The organism is Tenacibaculum adriaticum, from assembly GCF_008124875.1.
Lineage (GTDB): Bacteria > Bacteroidota > Bacteroidia > Flavobacteriales > Flavobacteriaceae > Polaribacter > Polaribacter adriaticus.
In genome coordinates this window covers 410,574-431,966 of the sequence record NZ_VNIA01000003.1, presented here as the reverse complement: position 1 = coordinate 431,966, position 21,393 = coordinate 410,574, and the positions used below count along the sequence as shown (strand labels likewise).

Here is a 21,393-nt window from a genome sequence, read left to right as displayed (position 1 = left end):
AAAACATCATTACGAGTGAAATGAAGTAATCTCTATTTTTATTTTATATGAGATTGCCACAACATATTGATTATTTGTTTCGCAATGACAAGTTTTAAAAAAATATAGCGTAAAGCCCGACCCGAAGGGTAACGTCCAAAAATACAGTTTTTTAATACATAAAAAAAGCTACTTTCTAACGAAAGTAGCTTTTCTTTAAACTGTATACAAGAATTACTTTTTTGCTAAAAAGTCATTCACTTGTGTTGGGTCCATGATGGCTTCCACGAATGTATAAGCTCCTGATTTAGGAGACTTTACCATTTTGATAGCCTTGGTTAATCTTTTCGAACCTGTTTGTAATGATGCTACTGATTTCTTTGCCATGACCTAATTATTTTATCTCTTTATGAACTGTCACTTTCTTCAAGATTGGATTAAATTTCTTTATTTCCATTCTATCCGGAGTGTTCTTTTTGTTTTTTGTTGTAATATAACGAGAAGTACCTGGTTGACCAGATGCTTTGTGTTCAGTACATTCTAATATTACCTGAACTCTGTTTCCTTTTTTTGCCATCTCTCTAAAATTTTATCTAGTAAGGAATTATTTCGTTAAGAAACCTTTCTCTCTAGCTTCTTTAATAACTGCAGAAATTCCTTTCTTATTAATGTTTTTTAATGCAGAAGCTGATACTTTTAATGTTACCCACTTATCCTCTTCTGGAATATAGAAACGCTTTGTCATTAAATTAGCGTTAAATTTTCTCTTTGTTCTATTTAAAGCGTGTGATACATTGTTACCAACCATCGCTTTCTTTCCTGTTAATTCACAAACTCTAGACATCTTGTTGACAGTTTTTAGTGTTATTTCTAAACGAGGTGCAAATTTATGAATTTTTTAGACATTCAACAAAACAATTTGTATTATTTTTTTGAAATTATTTTTATTGTTACTTTTTACAATTAAACAAGTTGGCTTTTAATCAACTCTAAAGCTTTGTTTACAGTTCTATTTATCACTTTTTCTCTTGGTTGACCGAAATTAAACTCATGTACCTCTACTCCTTTTTCTGAGGCCACAGCAATAAAAACCAATCCAACATCTTTATTGTTATGATCTGTTGTTGGGCCTGCATTTCCTGTAACAGCAATTGCGTAATCGGTATGCATTTTTTTTCTAGCAGATAAAGCCATTGCTCCTGCCACTTCTTTACTAACAACAGTATATTTTTTTATAATTTCAGGAGAAACCCCTAAAAGCTCTTGCTTTATCTCTGCAGTATAGGTTACAAAACTTCCTTTAAAATAGTTTGAGGCACCTGGAACTGAAACAATCGTTGAAGCTATTTTACCTCCTGTTAAACTTTCTGCTGTACAAATTGTTTTTTGCTTTTCTAAAAGCAAATTACCTATTTGCTTTTCTAAAGTTTCCCCTTCATCAAAACCTGTAATTACATCGCTAATTAACGTTTTTAATACAGAAATTGTTTCTGACAACGCTTTTTCTAAAACTTCTTTGTTTGTTCCTTTTGCTGATAATCGTAAACGCACACTCCCAAATGAAGGTAAATATGCTAACCTTATAAAGTCTGGTAAATTGTTTTCTAAATCTTCAATTCTTTCAGCGATTAAGCTTTCTCCTTGTCCATATGTTAAAATAGTCTTATGGATAATATAAGGCAGTTGAAATTGTTTTTGAATTCTTGGTAAAACCTCATATTTCATCAATCCTTTCATCTCGTAAGGAACTCCCGGAAGTGAAACAAAAACAGTTTCGTTTTCAAAAAACCACATACCTGGTGCCGTACCAAGTTTATTCATTAACAATGTAGCTTTTGACGGTAATTGTGCTTGATATCTTTGAGCTTCGTTAAAAGGGTGATTTATTTTTTCGAACAGTCCTTTAATATTATCAATTACTTCAGGATACTCAACTACTCTTTCATCGTTAAAATATTCTGCAATCGTTTTTTTGGTGATATCGTCTTTGGTTGGACCTAATCCTCCCGTAACAATAACAATGTCTGCTCTATTTTCGGCTTCTTTTAACGCTTCTAATATATGTTGTTTATCATCTTGAATGGATGAAATTTGATGTATGGAAACCCCTATTTTATTCAGTTCTTGAGCGATCCATTGTGAATTTGTGTCTACAATTTGACCGATCAGAATTTCATCGCCAATCGTTATAATTTCTGCGTTCATTATTTAACTTTAATTTGAAACGCTTGTTTCCCTTCAATAGTCCCTGTTAAAATATCATTCTCCTCTACTTTTCCAACACCTGCTGGTGTACCTGTAAAAATAATATCTCCTTTTTTTAAGGTGAAATATTGTGAAACATAACTAATAAGTTCATCGATCTTCCAAAGCATAGAATTGGTATTTCCATCTTGTACAACCTCATCATTCTTTAATAATTGAAATGACAAATTGTCTAAATTAAAATCTTCTTTCGAATAAAACTCTCCTACAACTGCACTTCCATCAAAGGCTTTGGCTTTTTCCCACGGTAATCCTTTTTCTTTGCATTTCGCTTGTACATCACGTGCCGTAAAATCGATACCTAAACCAATAGTGTCGTAATATTTATGTGCAAACTTTGGAGAAATGTGTTTCCCTACTTTATTTATTTTCACTAACACTTCTACCTCATAATGCACATCATTTGAAAATGGAGGAATAAAAAATGGCATTTTCTTCGGAAGAATTGCCGAATCTGGTTTTAAGAATACTACCGGATTATCTGGTTTTTCGTTTGCTAATTCCTCTATATGTTTGGCGTAATTACGACCTATGCAGATTATTTTCATTTCACTTAATTAAAACGTCATTGCGAATAAAATGAAGCAATCCTTTTCTTTAAAACTGATTACTTGGTCATTTCTTTCTCGTAATGATAATTGATTATTAATTATTTTTATTGAAGTTAATAACTACGGAATCCATCTTTTTGGGAAGTTTGGTTTTCTTTTTTCAAGAAATGCATCACGACCTTCTTTGGCTTCATCAGTCATATAGGCTAAACGAGTTGCTTCTCCTGCAAATACTTGCTGACCAACCATTCCGTCATCCGTTAAGTTCATGGCAAACTTCAACATTTTAATAGAAGTTGGTGATTTTTCTAAAATCTCTTGCGCCCATTCGTAAGCAGTATCTTCTAACTCGTCATGTGGAATTACCGCATTTACCATCCCCATTTCATAAGCATCTTGCGCTGAATAATTTCTACCTAAGAAGAAAATCTCACGTGCCTTCTTTTGTCCAACCATTTTTGCCAAATACGCAGAACCGTAACCCCCATCAAACGAAGTTACATCCGCATCCGTTTGTTTAAAAATAGCGTGCTCTTTACTCGCCAAGGTTAAATCACAAACCACGTGTAAACTATGTCCACCACCAACTGCCCATCCTGGAACCACGCAAATAACTGCTTTTGGCATAAAACGGATTAAACGTTGTACTTCTAAAATATTTAAACGGTGATAACCATCTTCACCTACATACCCTTGATGACCACGAGCTTTTTGATCTCCTCCAGAGCAAAAACTCCAAATTCCGTCTTTTGTTGAAGGTCCTTCTGCAGACAATAAAACGACTCCGATAGAAGTGTCTTCTCCTGCATCGTAAAAAGCATCATATAATTCTTTAGTGGTTTTTGGCCGAAAGGCATTTCTTACATTTGGTCGGTTAAAAGCGATTCTAGCAACTCCGTTAGATTTCTTATAGGTTATATCTTCGTAAACTTTTGCGGTTTTCCACTCTGGTTTTATCATAATCTCAAAAAATTATCGTTATTTAAAAGAACAAAAATACTATAATAACTTTATTTTATCTTTTTATATTTGACAAGTTAATCTTATTCCCCTTTTCCTATGAAAAAAATACATACACTGATTGCCATTTTAATATTCACGTTGAGTTACTCGCAAACAATCATCGAAAAAAAAATAAATTCATTAGAATTTAATAAAGAACGTACTCTTAAAATTCATCTACCAGAGGGATATGAAACAGATACCGTTCAAAAGTATCCTTTAGCAATTGTATTAAATAATGGATATTTGTTTGATCTATATGTTGGGAATTCGACAGTTTTTGCTGCTGCAGATTTAGCTCCTAAGCAAATAATTGTTGGATTAGATGTTGACAATAGTGTGAATAAAGATGTTTCTACAATTGAAGCAAATGGTGATTTAACTGAGAATGGGAAAAAATTCTATGACTACATAAAAAAAGAAGTTTTACCATATTTAGAAACCAATTTAAAAACTTCTCCTTTCTTAACCATTGCTGGTGAAGGTAGCGCAGGTAATTTTGTAACACACTTTTTAAAGGAGGAAAAACCAATTTTTAACGCTTATATTGCTATTTCTCCTATTTTTAATCAAAATACTCCTAACTTTTTTGCCGCCTATAATCTTAAACGTTTAGATGATATTGATAATCAGTTTTATTTATATATAAGTAATAACAGACAAGATAGCAGAGAGGAAAAAAGAATTTATTCCCTACTAGAGAAAGGATTACAAGCCTTAGATAATCAAAAACTACATACAACCTTTGATAATTTTGAAAAATCTCCAAACGTACCAACAGCAATTAGTGCTGCAATACCAAATGCCTTAACACAAGTTTTTGAGCTATACCCAAGAATATCTAAAGAAGAGTTTGAAACAAAAATTAAAGATTTAGATCCGTTGGATGCTATTAAATATGTGGAAACTAAATATCTAGATATTGAATATATTTTTGGTACTAATATGAATGTTCGTTTAGAAGACATTTTTGCCATAGAAGGTATTGTTATTGACAGACAAGATGGTGATTACCTTCGTGTTTTAGGTGATTTTGTAATGATCAAACATCCTAATTCACATATAGGAGATTATTATGTTGGTAAATTTCATGAGCTTGGTAAAGATTACGAAAAGGCTTTGTTTTTCTACAAAGAAGCTTATGGAAAAATGAAGCCTTCCGACCCAAACGCTGAAGCCTTCTATGAAAATCTTTTACGTGTGCAAAAAGCATACGAAAAAACTAAGATAGAAAACGAACAAAGCAATCCTGAAGAAACTCCTTTAGAGCCAGACGATGAAGATACTGAAGATGAAGATGATGGTGAGTAATTTATTGTACCAACTCTATCCTATCTTCTTTTAGTATAATTTTTTTGTCTTTATACAAACTGCCAATTGCTCTCTTAAACGCTTTTTTACTCATTTGTAAGTGAAATTTAATCGCTTCGGGAGAGCTTTTATCTGTTAATAATAAAAAGCCTTTTTCTTCAAGTTTATTTAAAATCACTTCTGTATCACTATCGATTACATTTCTAAAACCTTGCGGACGCAAAGACACATCTATCTTTTCGTCTTCACGTATTTTCTTGATATAACCAACCATTTTCATTCCTTCTTCTATATCAGAAAAAACATCATCATTGTATAACAATCCTTCATACGTTTCATCAATTAAAACTGAGTAGCCTAGCATCGATTTAACACCTATTACTAAATCTACCTTATCTCCTTCTTTTAAATCCATTATAAACTCTTAAAATATTGTTGCAAAACTACGTCGTTTATATCGGACGGAGTGAAAATTTCTAAAATTTTTGGCTGATGTGATTCCGCATAAAAAGACATTAGTTTGTTTTCAACTTCGTCTAATGTATTTGCAGATTGATATTCAAACGCAAACATTTTAGCCAAATGTTCAGCTGTTAAACTATGTGGAGTTTCAAAATAGTTGATTGCGTTAGTTGATTTTGGCCCTGGAATAATTTTAAAAATCCCTCCACCTGAATTATTAATTAAAATAACTCTAAAGCTCTTCGGAATATTATTGTTCCACAAAGCGTTACTATCATAAAAAAAACTAATATCTCCTGTTATAAAAAGCGATTGACTTTGGGTTGCATATGCCGCTCCAATGGCTGTACTTGTGCTTCCGTCAATTCCGCTGGTACCACGATTACAAAACACCTTTAAAGTTGGATTTATGTCAAACAATTGAGCATAACGAATGATTGAGCTATTACTAATCTGAACTTGAGAATTATCTGGTATTGATTGTAAAATAGTATTAAAAACTTTTAAATCTGAATACAGTGAATTTTCTAAAAATTGTTGATGTTGTTTATTTCTACTACCTTTTTCTGAAAGCCAATAATTTTGATATGTAGATTGTGATCTCTTTACGCTACTCGAGGTGACACGTGAATTCAATTCTGATAAAAATTTCGTTGGATCTTCTTGTACAAATTGCGATAAACAAAAATAGGTATCTAATTTTGTGTTCTCATCAACGTGCCAATGATGTTCTGGTTGATATTTTCTTAAAAATTGTTTAATACGTTTAGAAACCACCATTCCGCCTAAAGTTAGTAATACTTCTGGTTGAAGTTGTTTAAATTTGGCATCATCCAACTTCGTAATCAACTTATCTATCGAATTGATAAATTTCTCATTACATAAATTTGAAGTTGTTTCGGTCATTATCAAAACTGATTCATCATCCACAATTTTATCTAAAACATGCTGTAATTCATCCGAAGGAAAATGAACTCCAACTAAAATGAGTTTTCGTTTTGCTGAATTCCAGATTGATGAGAATTTTTGATAATCAGTATAAGATTTATCGACTGTGCTCGAAATAACATTTAAAGCACTAAAAGATTGCTTTACTTTGTTCACAATGACGCTATCGATTTCATCAACCGTTTCATACAAAGGTTCATTGAACGGAACATTAATATGTACCGGCCCTTTTTTAACAATTGAAGTTTGTATCGCTTCTGCTATTAATCGAGAATTATTATTTAACTCACCATCTACTAAATTGGCTGAAAATAAAATATGATTTTCAAACACATTTTCTTGACGAATGGTTTGTCCATCCCCAATATCTATAAGATGTTTTGGTCTATCCGCAGAAATGACAATAAGTGGAATTTTACTATAAAAAGCTTCTGCTATTGCAGGATAGTAATTTAATAATGCTGAACCCGAAGTACAACAAATTGCAACTGGATTTTGCGTTTGTTGCGCAATTCCCATTGCAAAAAATGCAGCACAACGCTCATCAACAACACTTAACGTTTTTATTTTTTTATGGTTAGAAAAACCAACAGTTAAAGGCGCATTACGTGAACCTGGAGAAATTACAACCGTATCAACATCGAATTGTTGACAGGCAGAAATTACTAATTGTGCTAGTTGTTTTTTTGGATACATTTATCTTTAAAATGAGATTCCCGCTTTCGCGGGAATGACAATATTTTAAAACCAATTTAGTCGGTTAATTTCCTTTTTTATAATCCGCTAAAAATTTAGCCAAACCAATATCTGTTAAAGGATGCTTTAACAATCCTTCAATTGCACTTAAAGGACCTGTCATAACATCAGAACCTAATTTTGCACAATCAATAATATGCATCGTATGACGTACAGAAGCTGCTAAAATTTGAGTTTCGAACATGTAATTATCATAAATCTGACGGATTTCAGATATTAAATTTAAACCGTCTGTAGAAATATCATCTAGGCGACCAATGAATGGAGAAACATACGTTGCTCCTGCCTTTGCTGCTAACAATGCTTGTCCTGCAGAAAATACTAAAGTTACGTTTGTTTTTATTCCTTTATCTGAAAAATATTTACATGCTTTTACACCATCTTTAATCATTGGTAATTTTACCACAATCTGTGGGTTTAAAGCTGCTAAAGCTTCTCCTTCTTTTACCATTCCTGCAAAATCTGTTGCAATCACTTCTGCAGAAACATGACCATCTACAATCTCACAAATCGCTTTGTAATGATTGATGATATTTACTTCTCCTGTTATTCCTTCTTTTGCCATTAAAGACGGATTGGTTGTTACCCCATCTAAAATACCTAAAGCTTGCGCTTCTTTAATTTGATCTAAGTTTGCAGTATCTATGAAAAATTTCATGTTTTTTTATTTTTTTAGTTGTGTTATATTTTATGCGAATTTACAATTTATAATGATTCATTAATAGTTTTTCATACCAAGTATCTGGTAAAATTCGTTTTAACACAATTGAAAATTTCTCCATAAATCCACCAATTTTATAATGGATTTTAGGATTTTTAGTTTTGATAATTTTATAAATTGCCTTAGCCATAACTTTTGGATCCATTCCTGCATCAACGTGATTATCCATTAACGCTAAATTTTCAGCATATTTTTCTTTGTAAGCTGATTCTTCAAAAACCGGAGTATGATAACGACCTGAAGCTATATTTGTAGCAAAATCACCCGGAGCTACGCTTACCACATCAATTCCTAACTTCTTTACCTCCATGTTTGTCGCTTCAGTAATTAGTTCTAAAGCTCCTTTACTTGCAGAATACACACCTCTAAAGGGTAATCCCATATACCCAGCAATAGAGGTTACATTAATAATTTTTCCTGATTTTTGTTTACGCATTTGTGGTAAAACTGCTTTCATCACCTCTATAGGACCGAAAAAATTAGTATCAAAATTAGATTTCATTTCTTCTGTTGGCGTATCTTCGATCGGACCTGTAATTCCTTTTCCAGCATTGTTGATTAGCACGTCTAACCGTCCTTCCGAAGTAATAACTTCTTCAACAGCTTTTTTTATAGAAACCGTATTTAAAACATCTAGAGCCACCATTTTAAAAGGGACATCCGTTACATGCTGTGGATTTCTACTTGTACCATATACTATATAGTTTTTTTGATGTAAAAAACTGGCAATAGCTTTTCCAATTCCAGAAGAAGCACCAGTAACTAAAACAACTTTAGACATATTTTTAGGTTTTTAAAACAGCTCGCCAGCTTCTATCATTAAATTATCTATAAAACGTTCTGAAGATTTAATATCATCATGCAACACTCTATCATTTTTCACCAACGGAACATCTTCTCTAAACATTTCTACAAACGATTGTATAAATGGAGACGATTTATATTTTCTAAACGATAATGCTTGTGAAGCATTCATTAATTCGATTGCTAAAACGGATTGTACATTATCGATTACTTTTTTTGCTTTAACAGCTCCATTTGCTCCCATACTTACATGATCTTCTTGTCCGTTAGACGACACAATAGAATCTACACTTGAGGGCGTACATAATTGTTTATTAGCACTTACAATACTTGCTGCGGTATACTGCGGAATCATAAAACCGCTATTTAATCCTGGATTAGAAACCAAAAAAGCAGGTAATCCGCGTAAGCCTGAAACTAATTGATAAGTCCTTCTTTCAGAAATATTACCTAGTTCTGCCATTGCAATCGCTAAATAATCTAAAGCTAAAGCCAGAGGTTGCCCGTGAAAATTTCCGCCAGAAATAATTTCATTTTCAGCAACAAAAATGTTTGGATTGTCTGTTACTGAATTAATTTCAGTTAAAAATGTCTTAGTTACAAAAGCTAGAGTATCTTTTGTTGCTCCATGAACTTGGGGCATACAACGAAACGAATACGGGTCTTGTACGTGTTTTTTGGGTTGAGCGATCAACTCACTGTCTTCTAAGAAATCATTAATTCTTTCTGCTGTTTTTAATTGTCCATTGTGCGGACGCACTAAATGAATTAACTGATTAAAAGGTTCTTTCCTTCCATCGAAAGCTTCTAGAGAAAGTGTTCCTGCTAAATCCGCTAAATACGATAATTTATATGCTTTTAGTAAATTATGAATTCCGAAAGCACTCATAAACTGTGTTCCGTTTAATAAGGCCAAACCTTCTTTTGATTGTAAATTTATCTTCTCCCAAGAAAATTTTTGAAGCATTACTTCTCCAGACATTCTTTCTCCATCAACAACTACTTCTCCTAAACCTATTAAAGGTAATGATAAGTGAGCTAAAGGGGCTAAATCTCCAGACGCTCCTAAAGAACCTTGAGTATAAACCACGGGGAAAACATTATTATTATAAAAATCAATTAATCGTTCTACAGTTGCTAATTGAACTCCTGAATGACCATAACTTAACGATTGAATTTTGAGTAATAACATCAATTTAACAATCTCTTGCGAAACCGCTTCTCCTGTACCACAAGCATGACTCATTACTAAGTTTTCCTGTAATTGTTGTAAATCTTCACCTTTAATTTCTACATCACAAAGAGAACCAAAACCAGTATTTATACCATAAATAGGATTAGCTTCTAATTTCATTCTTTCATCTAAATACAAACGACATTTTTGTATTCTCTCTTTTGAATGATTTGATAGGTTAAGTTTTTTGAAATTATTTAAAATTTCATTTATTTTTTCTAGATCTAAAATATTAGAATCTATATGATGTACTTCCATTATTGTTTGTTTGTTGGTTGCCAAAAGTCTACAAACAAAGCAATTTTTCCAAATTTTTTAGTTAAAGATTTTGAGTTATTATAAAAAAAAACTACTTTCGACGCTTATTAACATCTTTATATTTACCCCAAAAATATAACATTATGAAAAAATGGTTACTTTTAATTATAGCTGGAGCAATATTAACAGCTTGTAGCAAAGAACAACCTAAAAAAGATTACGCAGTCCTTTCTGGAAAAATTGACAACTTTAAAAGTAGAAAAATGACCCTTAAAGGTTATAACTACGAAAAAGACATCCGTTTTGATAGAAAAACAAAAACTTTTAACGATACTCTTTTAAATATTGTACCAGGTCATTATACACTCGTTATAGGTAAAAGACCTGTAGATATTTATTTAAGCTCTGCTGAAGATTTAAAATTAATTGTAGATGCTAAGAAAAGAACTGAAGATCCAATTTTTGAAGGACCTAATGCAAATATTAATAACTATTTGAGTGAGCGTAGAAAAAAGTTTGGATTAATCTTAGGAAATGCTAATAAACTTTTTGCTTTAAACGAAGATGAATTTTTAAGTAAAATGGATGAATATAAATCTTCTCTAGAAGATTTAGCTGACGCTTCTCAATTACCTGCAGACTACTTAACTAAAGAAAAAAGAAATATCCAATACGAGTTTGCTAGAAACTTAAATAACTACCAAGCTTACCATAGAATTTTATATGGAGATGATGAGTTTGTTGTTTCAGATAGTTTCCCTGATGAAGTTTCAGGAATTGATTTTAATAGTAGTGAAGATTATATCAACTCTTTTTCTTACAGAAATTTATTAAAAGAATCCTTAGATAAACAGGCTAACAAGAGAAAACCAGAAGATGGTGATTTTGACTTAACTCTTTTAGAAACTGTTCATACAGAAGTTACTGATACTCTAGTAAAAAACGATTTAATACATCAAATCGCTCAAAAAAGTATTACTTATACTATGAACTTATCAGAGTTCTACAAAAAGTATATGGGATATTCTACAAGTGATAAGAATAAAAGAGAGATTACAAACTTGTATGATAAATTAAAATTAACCGCAAAAGGACAACCTTCTCCTAAATTTGAAAATTACGAAAACTATACTGGAGGCACTACTTCTTTTGATGATTTAATAGGTAAAGGGAAATACTTATACATAGATGTTTGGGCTACTTGGTGTAGTTACTGTAAAAAAGAAATTCCTTTATTAAAAAGATATGAACAACAATATCATGGTAAGAATATTGAATTTGTAAGTATAAGTGTTGATACTCAAGACAAGAAGAAAAAATGGAGAGAAACCATTGAAGAAAAAGAAATGGGTGGTGTTCAATTATTTGCAGGTGACAAACAGGATAATATAGATTTTGCTAAAGATTATTTAATTAAAGGTTTACCAAGATTCATCATAGTAGATCCTGAAGGAAAAATAGTAACTGCTAATGCACCAAGACCAAGTGATGGTGATCAGTTAGTTGAAATGTTTGAAGATTTAGGAATATAATTTCGAAAATAAATTCACAAAAAAGCCGCTGAAAATTTTCAGTGGCTTTTTTTATGCCAAAATTTAAGTTTCATTTAAAAACGATTATCGCCATCTAAAATATTACCTAAACCACCTAACACACTTCCTTCTCCTCTATCGCCTCCATTTCTTGGCGCCATTGCTAATACTCTACCCGCTAACCTACTAAAAGGTAATGATTGAATATATACAGTTCCTGGTCCACGTAAGGTAGCAAAAAACAATCCTTCTCCACCAAATACCGTATTTTTAATTCCTCCTACAAACTCAATGTCATAATCTACTTCTTTTGTAAAACCCACTAAACAACCCGTATCTACTTTTAGTAACTCTCCTGATCTCAATGTTTTTTTAGCAATTGTTCCTCCTGCATGAATAAAACTCATACCATCTCCTTCCATTTTTTGCATAATGAAGCCTTCTCCACCAAACAAACCTCTTCCTAATTTTTTAGAAAACTCAATACCAACAGAAACTCCTTTCGCTGCACATAAAAATGCATCTTTTTGGCAAATAAATTTCCCTCCAAATTCCGTTAAATCGATTGGTATAATTTTTCCTGGATACGGAGACGCAAAAGAAACTTGATGTTTACCTTGCCCTTGATTTGTAAAAACAGTCATAAACAACCCTTCTCCTGTTAGAATTCTTTTTCCTGCTGAAAAAATCTTTCCTAAAATTCCGGTTTCTTGATTAGAACCGTCACCAAAAATAGTATTCATTTTAATATCGGCATCCATCATCATAAAACTTCCACTTTCAGCTACAACGCCTTCTTGTGGATCGAGTTCTATTTCTACATATTGCATTTCTTCACCAAAAATTCGATAATCTATTTCATGTGCATTCATAATAATTAGTCTAATTTATTTGTTTAACCCATTTATTAGAAGAAACAAAACTAAGTTTGTTACATTTCTTTATCTAAATAGATTAATTTTTAACTTTTAAACTCCATTCATATTCAAATTTTGATACCGAAATTCCATCTTCATTTATCCCTTCAGAAGTAACTAAAACTGTTTGTCCTTCCCCTGTTTCTATCGATTTTTGTATCGCTTTTTGAATTGCTAAACCATCATTACATTCAAAACGAATCTTACCTGTTGCTTTTTTTGTAAACGTACCACTCATATTAGTTACCAACATCGAAACTTTTTTACCAGAAGCATCAATCGCTTTCATAACTAAAATCCCTGTTGTTAATTCTGATGCAATTCCTTGAACTGCCCAAAATAAAGATTTGAAAGGATTTTGATTTATCCATCTATGCGTAACTTTTACTGTTGATTTTTCATCAGAAATTGATTCAACTCTCACTCCTGTTAAAAAAGCAGAAGGTAATTTTAAAAATAAAAAAGCATTAATTTTTCGTGGTGTAAACTTCATTTTATCAGTATTTGCTGGCAATTTACACCTTTTTATTGGATAATATTAGCCCTCTTAAAATGTTAAAAAAATGTTAATTACAGTACTATGTATTGCATAATACTATTTAAAAGAAATATATTTGCATAATCAAGTAGTATATAAATAATATTATCATGAAAACCAACAACGAAAATACCAATGCTTTTTTAATGCATATTTCTTCTTTTGCAGGATACCTTTTCCCTTTAGGTAGTATCATTACTCCTTTAGTGTTATGGCAAACTCAAAAAGATAGAAGTACATTTTTAGACGAGCATGGAAAAGAAGCTGTTAACTTTAATATCAGTTTTGCGCTGTACATATTTATATTAAGTGCCTCATTTTTTTCATTTTTCTTCGGAAGTATCTTCGATATATTTAATGGAGTTGACATAGATTTTGGAGGAGATCATTCATATGGTGGTCTATTCGGTTTTTTTGGTGTCGCTTCATTAGTAGGCGTAGTTACCCTTATAAAAATTGCCTTAATAATTATAGCAGCAATGAAAGCAAATAACGGTGAGAAGTACGAATATCCGTTTACAATAAATTTTATAAAATAATACACCACTCTCAATGAAAATAGAAAATACAAAAGCTCAAATGCGAAAGGGTGTTTTAGAATATTGCATCTTATCAATTCTACAAAAAGGAGATGCTTACACTTCTGAAATCCTCGATACGTTAAAAAGCGCTCATATGATTGTAGTTGAAGGCACCATTTACCCTTTATTAACTCGTTTAAAAAATGCGGGATTATTAAGCTATAGATGGGAAGAATCAACCTCTGGACCTCCACGTAAATATTACGTTTTAACAGAAAATGGAACACTCTTTTTAAAAGAATTAGATAAAACCTGGAATAATTTAGTAAATTCAGTAAACCAAGTAACAAGCTTAAAATCAACTAAAAATGAATAAAACTATCAACATAAACTTAGGCGGATTTTTCTTTCATATAGACGAAACTGCTTTTCAGAAATTAAATCGATATCTCGATGCTATTTCTCGCTCCTTAAATGACGATCCGCAAGGGAAAAATGAAATTATTGCCGACATTGAAGCACGTATTAGTGAATTATTATCTGAAAGAATTAAAGATGCACGCCAAGTTGTAAATGAAGCTGATATTGATGAAGTTATCGCTATTATGGGGCAACCAGAAGACTATGCAGAAGCAGAAGAAGCTTATGCAGAAACTAGTTCATCTTACACAAGAAGAAAAACAACTTCTAAAAAATTATTTAGAGATGGTGATGATAAATTCTTAGGCGGTGTTTGCTCTGGATTAGGTCACTATTTAGGCATCGATGCTATTTGGATTCGTTTAGCATTTATCCTGTTAACTGCAAGTGGATTTTCTCCTTTAGCATATATCATTTTATGGATATTATTACCCGAAGCCAAATCTACAGCCGAAAAGTTACAGATGGAAGGCGAGCCGGTAAACATCGATAACATTGAAAAAAAAATTCGTAACGAGTTTGAAACGCTCTCTTTAAAGCTAAAAGATGGTGCAAATGAACTAACTGAGAAAATTTCGAGTGCAGATTATGAAAAATTACGTAGTCAAACCAAATCAGGATTTCAAGATTTTTTGGACACTTTGGGTAAAATTTTATCCGCAGTCTTTAAAGTTTTTGGGAAATTTATAGGGGTAATTTTAGTATTTGCAGCTGGTGTTACACTAATTTCTTTACTCTTTGGGTTATTCTCTGTCGGAAGTTTAGAAATCCTGAATTTTGACAATGATATGATACATTACCCACCATTTTTCTACGGTTCATCAGTACCAACATGGCTACTTACAACCTTTTTATTTATACTGATCGGGATTCCGTTTTTAGCTTTATTTATTCTTGGTTTACGAATTTTATCTCCAAGTATTAAACGATTAAGCACAGTAGCATCCTTAAGTTTATTAGGAATTTGGTTAGTAGCCTTATTAGGTGTTGCTTTCTCTGGAATTGAATACGCAACATCTCGAGCACAAGACGGAACGAAAGTAACAAAGGAGGCCATTACTTATAATGCAGCACAACCTTTAAGAATTGCCGTGAAAAATGATGACGATATTTATTATCAACATAATTTAAGACGTAGAGACAATTCTGTAGAAGTAATAGTGAATGACCAAAAAATGAAATACTCTAATGATATTAAAATTGATGTTGAAAAGAGTGAAACTGGTACTGCTTATCTAGAAATTAAAAAAGAAGCTGAGGGTAGAAAACGAATTAATGCTGTAGAAAATGCAGAAAAGCTAATATACAAATTCAAAATAGGAGAGAACAGAATTCTTTTCGATGCTTACTTTTTAAGTGAAATTAAGAACATGTGGAAAGATGAAGAAATACGCTTAACAGTTTTTATTCCCGAAGGTACCACTGTATACTTTGAAAATTCTTCAAAAAAGTTTTTATACCACATCGATAATACGGAAGATATTTATGATAGCAACATGGCAAACCACCATTTTAAAATGACTTCTAAAGGATTTGAATGTATGGATTGTGATGATAAAGAAGACCATAATAACGATTGGAATTCGAACGATGATAATGATTCTAACAATGATAACGACGTTAGCTTTTTATTTAACAGTACTATTAACGATGCCAAAGCTGAGTTAATTATTAATAAAAGCACCACTAAAAGAGAGTTACAAAAACTAGCTAACTGGTTTAAAAACAAAAAGAATATTGATCTCGATTTTTCTGAATCTGAATTTTATGATGATGGAAAAATTAAAAATTACTTATTAAAGGTAAATTGTAATGACGGTTTTTCTGGTAAAACAGAGAAAATTATATCGATAAATAATGGTGAACACGGATTTGTAAGAAATTATAACGAAGATGGCTCTGTAGCCTTTAGAATTTGGTAAAACAATTATTGATCAACTAAAAAAACTAACTATGAGTGAATTTTTCGAATTCTTTAAAGGTAATTTCTTCTTTAAGTTCTTACTCTTTCTGTACGCACTTTTGACTTCTTGGATTATGAACGGGCAAGTAGAAGAAATACAACCTTACAAACCAATAGACAATAATCTGTATAATGAAATTGTAAAAATGGATAGCATTTATTTTAATGCTTACAACCATTGCGATATGAAAACACAAGCTGAAATTTACGACGATACTTTAGAATTTTTTCATGATAAAGGAGGCCTTTTTACTTCAAAAGAAGACATTTTAAAATCTATAGAAAAGAACATTTGTGGTAAAGTTACTCGTAGTTTAATTAAAGGAAGTATTGAAGTATACCCAATAAAAGAGTACGGAGCAATAGAAATTGGATACCACAAATTTTACAACAAACAAGAACCCGATGCAAAATCAATTCCCAGTAAATTTATTGTGGTTTGGAAAAAACAAGATATTTATTGGAAAATAACGAAAGTGATTAGTCTACATTAAAATATAAGTTGAAATACACTTGAAAAGATTAGTTTTTATTAGTTAGCTAACTCTAATGAAACTAATACTTGGTTTACTTGGTCAAAGTCGTTTTACGACTTTGGCTTTTTTTTGTGCAATAAATTTAGTTTGATTCTTAAATTAAATTCTAATAACTTCGCTATCGCCTGATATAAGTTATTAAAACGAACTCATATCATTGAAGATAGCGAAATACATCCTAAAACCAGCAAAAAAGTGAACTCATTTGAGTTCACTTTTTATTTTTTGTAAATATTAATTCATTTTTTTACCCAAAACTACCCAATAGGTTAACATGATTAATATCATATTAAAAACGACACTTCAACAATATATTTGTTTAAAGCTAAATATTTTATGTATGAAAACTAAAACGTTATTAGAACTACTCACCTTATCCTCTAGTCTTTATTATTTCGCTAAAGACTCTCATTTAATAGATCGATTTAATGAATTAGCCGAAAAAGGAAAAGAGAACATAAATAAAGCTGCTTCAGATCCTATAGTAAATGAAGATGGTAATGAGCTAGAATTTATAGATAAACTTATTCTTAAAACAAGTCAAGTAAAAGATGAGCTAGAGCAAAAAATAGAGGAAATGGTTATTACTTTTTACAAAAAAGTAAACATCGCTCATGTAGATGAAATTAAAGCTCTAAATGAAAAATTAGAAAAAGCAGATATGGCTATTGCTTTATTAGAAGCTAGGTTAAACAAACTAGAAAACAACAAATAATATGAGTATTTTTTCTGAAGTTGGGCGCAGATATAGATCGGTTACTAGATATAATCAAATTTTAGCAGTTTTGGTTAAATACGGGTTTGAAGACTTGGTTTATTATCTAGAAAAAAATAAAAGAGTATCCTTTTTTAGACATCTTATTCCCAAAGCTTCAAGAAAACATGCTACCATGCATTCCAAATGGGCAAAGATGCGTTTGGTTTGCGAAGAACTCGGACCTACTTTCATAAAATTTGGACAAATTTTAAGTAGTCATCCAGATTTAATTCCTCTCGAGTTAGTTGCTGAATTAGAAAAACTACAAGACAAGGTACCTCCAATGCTTAATAGTGATGCAAAAAATGTGGTAGAAACTGAATTAAAAGACAGCGCAGAAAATTTATTTGCTTGGTTTGACCCAAACCCTTTCGCTTCAGCATCCATGGCTCAAGTTCATGTCGTAACTCTAAAATCAGGAAAACGTGTTGCTTTAAAAATACAGCGTCCGGGAATTAAAGAAATCATTATTGAAGACATAAAGGTAATGTATAGCATTGCTGAAGTCTTAGAAAAACGAATTCCTTCTTTAAAAAGTTTTGACCCAATTGGTTTGGTTAAAAATTTCGAAGACTCTATACTAAAAGAACTCGATTTTATTCACGAATCAGTAAACGTTCAACGTTTTTACAACAATATTAAGCAAGATGAAAGTATAGATCAATTTGCCAATGCTCCAAAAGTTTACCAAAACTACACTACTGCTAAAGTACTTGCTTTAGAACTTATGGATGGTATTAAAATTGACAACATAAAAAAATTAGAAGAAAAAGGTTTTGACACTAAGGTTATTGCAAAAAGACTAGCTAAAAGTTTTTTTAAACAAATTTTTGAATACGGTTTTTTTCATGCAGATCCTCATCCTGGTAATCTATTAGTACAATCTAACGGACATATTTGTTATTTAGATTTTGGTATGATGGGAAGTATTTTACCAAGAGACATCGAAATATTCGGTCAATTGTTCTTAGCTATTACTAGAAAGGATGTAAATAAAATCATCAAAGCTTTACAACGATTATCTAATTATAAAGCTATCGATAACATTCGGAATTTAGAATTTGATATTAATGAATTTGTTGAAAAACACTCTGTAAGATCAATTCACAAAAATGAATTGAGTACTTTAATGCTAGAGCTAAAGGATATAATTATTGCTCACAATTTAAAAGTACCAACTCATTTTTATCTTTTTGCAAGATCTTTAGTTACTATCGAAGGTGTTCTCCAAAAACTAGATCCAAAACTAGATCAACTTGTGCTTGTACGTCCATACTTATTAAGTAGTGTAGCTAAGAAATTCAATCCTCTTAAAATTGGTGAGAAAACAGTTAATTCATTTTATGAATTAGGAAATTACATGGAAGAGTTTCCTAGAGATTTAAAAAATGCCATCCGTAAAATTAATAGTGGAGAAGTAAAAGTTGATCTTACTCACAAAGGCATAGATCCAATGGTTCATACACTACAACGTGTAACAAAACAGCTTGTTACTGCTTTTATAATGGCTGCTTTAATCGTAAGTGCTGCTTTATTTATTATTTCAGAAATTGAACCTTTATGGAAAGGTTATTCTCTTATAGGCATTCTTTGTATAATTATAACCATTATACTTGCTTATGGAATGATAAGAAACCTTGGAAAAGGAGATTATGATAATATGTAAAAATTAAACCTCCCTCCTATTTTTTATGTGTGAGTCTTTTTAAATTAAAGACAACTAAAAAAGCACAGTTAATTAACTGTGCTTTTTTAAATGGGTTTTAAACATTAAGGTTTGGTAAAAGCATGTTTTAAATGATCAAATGCTTCAGAAATTTCACCTTGAAAATGTTCCCATTTAGTTTCTTTTTTCTTTCCATATTTATTTTTAAAATTATCAATAAATTGATTGAACTCTTTTTTTCCTTTTTCAAAAGAAGTTTTAGATTCTTTTTTCCCTTCTCCAAATTTTTGTTCTATAACTTCCAGATTAACTCTAAATTTTTCAATTTCTAACAACACAAACGCATACATTCTATTTAATGTTTCGTTGGTTTTTATTTCTACTTCCAATTCATGAAGTTTTAAAAGCAGTTTTTTCTTTTGAGCTTTAAAAGCATCTAAACTTTCTGCTTTTCCAAGAGCTAATTGTACACGAAGTTCATCTAACTTAGTATTAACACCATCCATTTTTTCTTTTCCTTCTTTCATTTTAAATTTACTATCGTGGATAAATAAATCAAACTTCTTTTTAAGTTCCTCATACTTATCTTCTGCTTCTGCTTTTCCTAACGCAGCTTGTACTTGAAACTCTTCTATTTCAGTAGCTGCTTTTCTAAGTGTTTCTATAACTTTGTCTGCAAACTGAGTATTGTCTTTCGTAGTCATATCAATAATGTTTTTGAATTTGATTCAAATATCATTACTAATTTCTATATTTTAAATGATAAATATCATCTAACAAACTGATTACAATGTTTTTTTATAAGTCTTAACTTACTTTATAAAAGTTTTAAAAGTAACTTTAGTCTTTTATACTTTATATTATTCTTACACTTTTTGATTTAGTTTGTTTCTAAAATTAATTTCTTCTAAATTCGTTGTTAGCATAAAATCTATATTTTATTCTTTTAAACTTTTATAATAGCTGATGCTAAACAGTAAAAACCTTTAATTAATCCATATGAAAATTAAATTATTTTTTTTACTCCTTTTTACTTTACATGTCGTTACTTCATTTAGTCAAGAAGAGAAATCAATATCTGACCAAATTAAAATTGAAAGGGATACAGAACTTGGTAAAATATCTAATGAATTAAATGCAAATGATAAGTTTATAGATAGTTTGAGGTTAAAACTTAGTAATGTAAGTGGAAATACAAAAAAAGTTGATGGACTAAAAAAACTACAAATAGCCTTAGAACAAAGACTAAAAAAACTTGAAGAGAAACCTAAAACTAAAATCAGATTAAATGGGCAACTGGCATTAACTGAGCTCTTAAGTATACAAAGAGATATAAAACCGGCAGATTTATTTTTAAAATCCCAAACTTTTTTTAATAATCTTGGAGAAATTGGAGATGTTAGTAAATATAATGCTTTTAGAAGTTGGAAAGTAGAATATGATAAATGGTATAAAAAAAAGAAGAGTTCAAGTGAAGTTATTACCTTAATAAATAACTCTATAAATATTGTTTCAGATATTTCAAACAAAGTGCCAATTTATGGTTCAATTTCTCAGACCATAACTTCTGGATTAACTTCTGTATTTAGTTCTATTGGCAATAGATACAAAGAGCTAAAAAATAAGACCCCAGAAATGATTAATTTGTTAAATATGATTAGTCAATTTGAACAACAAAAGTCAATTATAGATTATGAATGGAAATTGATTAACAAAGAATTGGAGCAACTAAAGTCAGAGAATTTAAACCTTTTAAAAACTCAACTAAAATATTATGATTTATCTTATGAAGAATTCTTAAACAGTTATTTAACTGAGACCCTTGAAAATAAAAGAGATGATTATAAAGAAAATTGTAGAAAAGCAATTAATACTAAAATTGCAAAATTAGAAATAAATAAAGATGATTCTTGGTTAGGAGATATTGAAACTTATATGTATAAAGTACAATCGATTAGAATGAGATTCGGACAACTCACGAATAGAATGTTATTAAATATTGATAAATATAATGACTTAATAACTGTTTATAACAAACCTAGTTACCCGTTAGAATTCACCACCAAAATTTCCAGTTTATCATCGTCTCTTAAAAACGTACGAAGTACTTTTTACAATTCATTTAATCCCATAGTTTATATCGAAGATTCTGCAACTATGTATATAGGTAGTGATATATAAAAAAGTACCCTTTTACCACAACATTTTATGGAAGTATAATAAACTTTAATAAAAAATAATTTCGATACATT

General features: G+C 30.8%; 23 protein-coding genes. 9 read left to right on the top strand and 14 right to left on the bottom strand.

Translation table 11 applies throughout. From position 1 onward, the window contains the following. Positions 1 to 213 precede the first annotated feature (213 nt). From C7447_RS10965 to C7447_RS10940, 6 genes are all read right to left on the bottom strand, one after another. Positions 214 to 366, bottom strand: a complete 153-nt coding sequence (locus C7447_RS10965; RefSeq protein WP_125068173.1) for a DUF4295 domain-containing protein — start codon at positions 364 to 366, stop codon at positions 214 to 216. Between the two features lie 7 nt (positions 367 to 373). Continuing rightward, a complete protein-coding gene (gene rpmG / locus C7447_RS10960) occupies positions 374 to 556 on the bottom strand; it encodes a 50S ribosomal protein L33 (RefSeq protein WP_105045129.1) in 183 nt (60 codons plus the stop codon). 27 nt (positions 557 to 583) lie between these two features. Then, positions 584 to 823, bottom strand: coding sequence for a 50S ribosomal protein L28 (gene rpmB / locus C7447_RS10955; protein WP_020082122.1), 240 nt, complete (start codon positions 821 to 823; stop codon positions 584 to 586). A gap of 119 nt (positions 824 to 942) precedes the next feature. Next, positions 943 to 2,184, bottom strand: a complete 1,242-nt coding sequence (locus C7447_RS10950; protein ID WP_148870550.1) for a competence/damage-inducible protein A — start codon at positions 2,182 to 2,184, stop codon at positions 943 to 945. Further along, the gene (locus tag C7447_RS10945; protein ID WP_148870549.1) at positions 2,184 to 2,792 is read right to left on the bottom strand and encodes a fumarylacetoacetate hydrolase family protein; all 609 of its coding nucleotides are present in this window, start codon (positions 2,790 to 2,792) and stop codon (positions 2,184 to 2,186) included. The genes C7447_RS10950 and C7447_RS10945 overlap by 1 nt, the downstream gene beginning before the upstream one ends. A gap of 123 nt (positions 2,793 to 2,915) precedes the next feature. Next, positions 2,916 to 3,755: a 1,4-dihydroxy-2-naphthoyl-CoA synthase gene (locus tag C7447_RS10940; protein ID WP_148870548.1), complete on the bottom strand. Its 840-nt coding sequence runs from the start codon at positions 3,753 to 3,755 to the stop codon at positions 2,916 to 2,918. Between the two features lie 99 nt (positions 3,756 to 3,854). On the opposite strand from C7447_RS10940, the gene C7447_RS10935 reads away from it, so the two are divergent. Further along, positions 3,855 to 5,108, top strand: coding sequence for an alpha/beta hydrolase (locus C7447_RS10935; RefSeq protein WP_148870547.1), 1,254 nt, complete (start codon positions 3,855 to 3,857; stop codon positions 5,106 to 5,108). 1 nt (position 5,109) lies between these two features. Here the strand turns inward: C7447_RS10935 and C7447_RS10930 are convergent, their stop codons facing one another. From C7447_RS10930 to hutH, 5 genes are all read right to left on the bottom strand, one after another. Beyond that, positions 5,110 to 5,523, bottom strand: coding sequence for a S1 RNA-binding domain-containing protein (locus C7447_RS10930; RefSeq protein ID WP_148870546.1), 414 nt, complete (start codon positions 5,521 to 5,523; stop codon positions 5,110 to 5,112). Next, complete coding sequence (menD, locus tag C7447_RS10925) at positions 5,523 to 7,214, bottom strand: 2-succinyl-5-enolpyruvyl-6-hydroxy-3-cyclohexene-1-carboxylic-acid synthase (RefSeq protein ID WP_148870545.1); 1,692 nt, start codon at positions 7,212 to 7,214, stop codon at positions 5,523 to 5,525. Before menD ends, C7447_RS10930 begins: the two co-directional genes overlap by 1 nt. A gap of 64 nt (positions 7,215 to 7,278) precedes the next feature. Then, a complete protein-coding gene (fsa, locus tag C7447_RS10920) occupies positions 7,279 to 7,932 on the bottom strand; it encodes a fructose-6-phosphate aldolase (protein ID WP_148870544.1) in 654 nt (217 codons plus the stop codon). Between the two features lie 40 nt (positions 7,933 to 7,972). Beyond that, on the bottom strand, positions 7,973 to 8,776 hold the full coding sequence (locus C7447_RS10915) for an SDR family oxidoreductase (protein WP_148870543.1): 804 nt from the start codon (positions 8,774 to 8,776) through the stop codon (positions 7,973 to 7,975). 12 nt (positions 8,777 to 8,788) lie between these two features. Further along, positions 8,789 to 10,294 (bottom strand): histidine ammonia-lyase, encoded by a 1,506-nt coding sequence (gene hutH / locus C7447_RS10910; RefSeq protein WP_394343761.1) that lies wholly within the window; start codon positions 10,292 to 10,294, stop codon positions 8,789 to 8,791. A 140-nt stretch (positions 10,295 to 10,434) separates the two neighbouring features. Here hutH and C7447_RS10905 point away from each other — a divergent pair, with 140 nt between their 5' ends. Beyond that, positions 10,435 to 11,823, top strand: coding sequence for a TlpA family protein disulfide reductase (locus tag C7447_RS10905; RefSeq protein WP_148870541.1), 1,389 nt, complete (start codon positions 10,435 to 10,437; stop codon positions 11,821 to 11,823). A 74-nt stretch (positions 11,824 to 11,897) separates the two neighbouring features. On the opposite strand, the gene C7447_RS10900 is transcribed toward C7447_RS10905, so the two are convergent. Together C7447_RS10900 and C7447_RS10895 are read right to left on the bottom strand one after the other, a co-directional pair. Then, complete coding sequence (locus tag C7447_RS10900) at positions 11,898 to 12,695, bottom strand: TIGR00266 family protein (protein ID WP_148870540.1); 798 nt, start codon at positions 12,693 to 12,695, stop codon at positions 11,898 to 11,900. A gap of 82 nt (positions 12,696 to 12,777) precedes the next feature. Continuing rightward, entirely contained in the window at positions 12,778 to 13,233 is a 456-nt protein-coding gene (locus tag C7447_RS10895; RefSeq protein ID WP_148870539.1) for a DUF4442 domain-containing protein, read from the bottom strand. 155 nt (positions 13,234 to 13,388) lie between these two features. Between C7447_RS10895 and C7447_RS10890 the strand changes: the two genes are divergently transcribed. The 6 genes from C7447_RS10890 to C7447_RS10865 all read left to right on the top strand — a co-directional run bounded on the left by C7447_RS10890 (position 13,389) and on the right by C7447_RS10865 (position 19,141). Then, complete coding sequence (locus C7447_RS10890) at positions 13,389 to 13,817, top strand: DUF4870 domain-containing protein (RefSeq protein WP_148870538.1); 429 nt, start codon at positions 13,389 to 13,391, stop codon at positions 13,815 to 13,817. Positions 13,818 to 13,830: 13 nt separating this feature from the next. Next, positions 13,831 to 14,175, top strand: a complete 345-nt coding sequence (locus tag C7447_RS10885) for a PadR family transcriptional regulator (protein WP_148870537.1) — start codon at positions 13,831 to 13,833, stop codon at positions 14,173 to 14,175. After that, positions 14,168 to 16,141 carry a PspC domain-containing protein gene (locus C7447_RS10880; RefSeq protein WP_148870536.1) on the top strand — a complete coding sequence of 658 codons (1,974 nt, stop codon included), beginning with the start codon at positions 14,168 to 14,170 and terminating at the stop codon, positions 16,139 to 16,141. The genes C7447_RS10885 and C7447_RS10880 overlap by 8 nt, the downstream gene beginning before the upstream one ends. 31 nt (positions 16,142 to 16,172) lie before the next feature. Beyond that, complete coding sequence (locus tag C7447_RS10875) at positions 16,173 to 16,676, top strand: nuclear transport factor 2 family protein (RefSeq protein ID WP_246143061.1); 504 nt, start codon at positions 16,173 to 16,175, stop codon at positions 16,674 to 16,676. Between the two features lie 382 nt (positions 16,677 to 17,058). Next, positions 17,059 to 17,433: a hypothetical protein gene (locus C7447_RS10870; protein ID WP_148870535.1), complete on the top strand. Its 375-nt coding sequence runs from the start codon at positions 17,059 to 17,061 to the stop codon at positions 17,431 to 17,433. A 1-nt stretch (position 17,434) separates the two neighbouring features. Further along, entirely contained in the window at positions 17,435 to 19,141 is a 1,707-nt protein-coding gene (locus C7447_RS10865; protein ID WP_148870534.1) for an ABC1 kinase family protein, read from the top strand. A 104-nt stretch (positions 19,142 to 19,245) separates the two neighbouring features. On the opposite strand, the gene C7447_RS10860 is transcribed toward C7447_RS10865, so the two are convergent. Next, a complete protein-coding gene (locus C7447_RS10860) occupies positions 19,246 to 19,845 on the bottom strand; it encodes a hypothetical protein (RefSeq protein WP_148870533.1) in 600 nt (199 codons plus the stop codon). Between the two features lie 295 nt (positions 19,846 to 20,140). Here C7447_RS10860 and C7447_RS10855 point away from each other — a divergent pair, with 295 nt between their 5' ends. After that, positions 20,141 to 21,322, top strand: coding sequence for a hypothetical protein (locus C7447_RS10855; protein ID WP_148870532.1), 1,182 nt, complete (start codon positions 20,141 to 20,143; stop codon positions 21,320 to 21,322). The last annotated feature ends 71 nt before the right edge of the window (positions 21,323 to 21,393 follow it).

What these genes read in the sequence shown, in the direction of transcription:
- C7447_RS10965 (WP_125068173.1), bottom strand. Translation starts at nt 366, where the DNA reads ATGGCAAAGAAATCAGTAGCATCATTACAAACAGGTTCGAAAAGATTA.
- rpmG (WP_105045129.1), bottom strand. Translation starts at nt 556, where the DNA reads ATGGCAAAAAAAGGAAACAGAGTTCAGGTAATATTAGAATGTACTGAA.
- rpmB (WP_020082122.1), bottom strand. Translation starts at nt 823, where the DNA reads ATGTCTAGAGTTTGTGAATTAACAGGAAAGAAAGCGATGGTTGGTAAC.
- C7447_RS10950 (WP_148870550.1), bottom strand. Translation starts at nt 2,184, where the DNA reads ATGAACGCAGAAATTATAACGATTGGCGATGAAATTCTGATCGGTCAA.
- C7447_RS10945 (WP_148870549.1), bottom strand. Translation starts at nt 2,792, where the DNA reads ATGAAAATAATCTGCATAGGTCGTAATTACGCCAAACATATAGAGGAA.
- C7447_RS10940 (WP_148870548.1), bottom strand. Translation starts at nt 3,755, where the DNA reads ATGATAAAACCAGAGTGGAAAACCGCAAAAGTTTACGAAGATATAACC.
- C7447_RS10935 (WP_148870547.1), top strand. Translation starts at nt 3,855, where the DNA reads ATGAAAAAAATACATACACTGATTGCCATTTTAATATTCACGTTGAGT.
- C7447_RS10930 (WP_148870546.1), bottom strand. Translation starts at nt 5,523, where the DNA reads ATGGATTTAAAAGAAGGAGATAAGGTAGATTTAGTAATAGGTGTTAAA.
- menD (WP_148870545.1), bottom strand. Translation starts at nt 7,214, where the DNA reads ATGTATCCAAAAAAACAACTAGCACAATTAGTAATTTCTGCCTGTCAA.
- fsa (WP_148870544.1), bottom strand. Translation starts at nt 7,932, where the DNA reads ATGAAATTTTTCATAGATACTGCAAACTTAGATCAAATTAAAGAAGCG.
- C7447_RS10915 (WP_148870543.1), bottom strand. Translation starts at nt 8,776, where the DNA reads ATGTCTAAAGTTGTTTTAGTTACTGGTGCTTCTTCTGGAATTGGAAAA.
- C7447_RS10905 (WP_148870541.1), top strand. Translation starts at nt 10,435, where the DNA reads ATGAAAAAATGGTTACTTTTAATTATAGCTGGAGCAATATTAACAGCT.
- C7447_RS10900 (WP_148870540.1), bottom strand. Translation starts at nt 12,695, where the DNA reads ATGAATGCACATGAAATAGATTATCGAATTTTTGGTGAAGAAATGCAA.
- C7447_RS10895 (WP_148870539.1), bottom strand. Translation starts at nt 13,233, where the DNA reads ATGAAGTTTACACCACGAAAAATTAATGCTTTTTTATTTTTAAAATTA.
- C7447_RS10890 (WP_148870538.1), top strand. Translation starts at nt 13,389, where the DNA reads ATGAAAACCAACAACGAAAATACCAATGCTTTTTTAATGCATATTTCT.
- C7447_RS10885 (WP_148870537.1), top strand. Translation starts at nt 13,831, where the DNA reads ATGAAAATAGAAAATACAAAAGCTCAAATGCGAAAGGGTGTTTTAGAA.
- C7447_RS10880 (WP_148870536.1), top strand. Translation starts at nt 14,168, where the DNA reads ATGAATAAAACTATCAACATAAACTTAGGCGGATTTTTCTTTCATATA.
- C7447_RS10875 (WP_246143061.1), top strand. Translation starts at nt 16,173, where the DNA reads ATGAGTGAATTTTTCGAATTCTTTAAAGGTAATTTCTTCTTTAAGTTC.
- C7447_RS10870 (WP_148870535.1), top strand. Translation starts at nt 17,059, where the DNA reads ATGAAAACTAAAACGTTATTAGAACTACTCACCTTATCCTCTAGTCTT.
- C7447_RS10865 (WP_148870534.1), top strand. Translation starts at nt 17,435, where the DNA reads ATGAGTATTTTTTCTGAAGTTGGGCGCAGATATAGATCGGTTACTAGA.
- C7447_RS10860 (WP_148870533.1), bottom strand. Translation starts at nt 19,845, where the DNA reads ATGACTACGAAAGACAATACTCAGTTTGCAGACAAAGTTATAGAAACA.
- C7447_RS10855 (WP_148870532.1), top strand. Translation starts at nt 20,141, where the DNA reads ATGAAAATTAAATTATTTTTTTTACTCCTTTTTACTTTACATGTCGTT.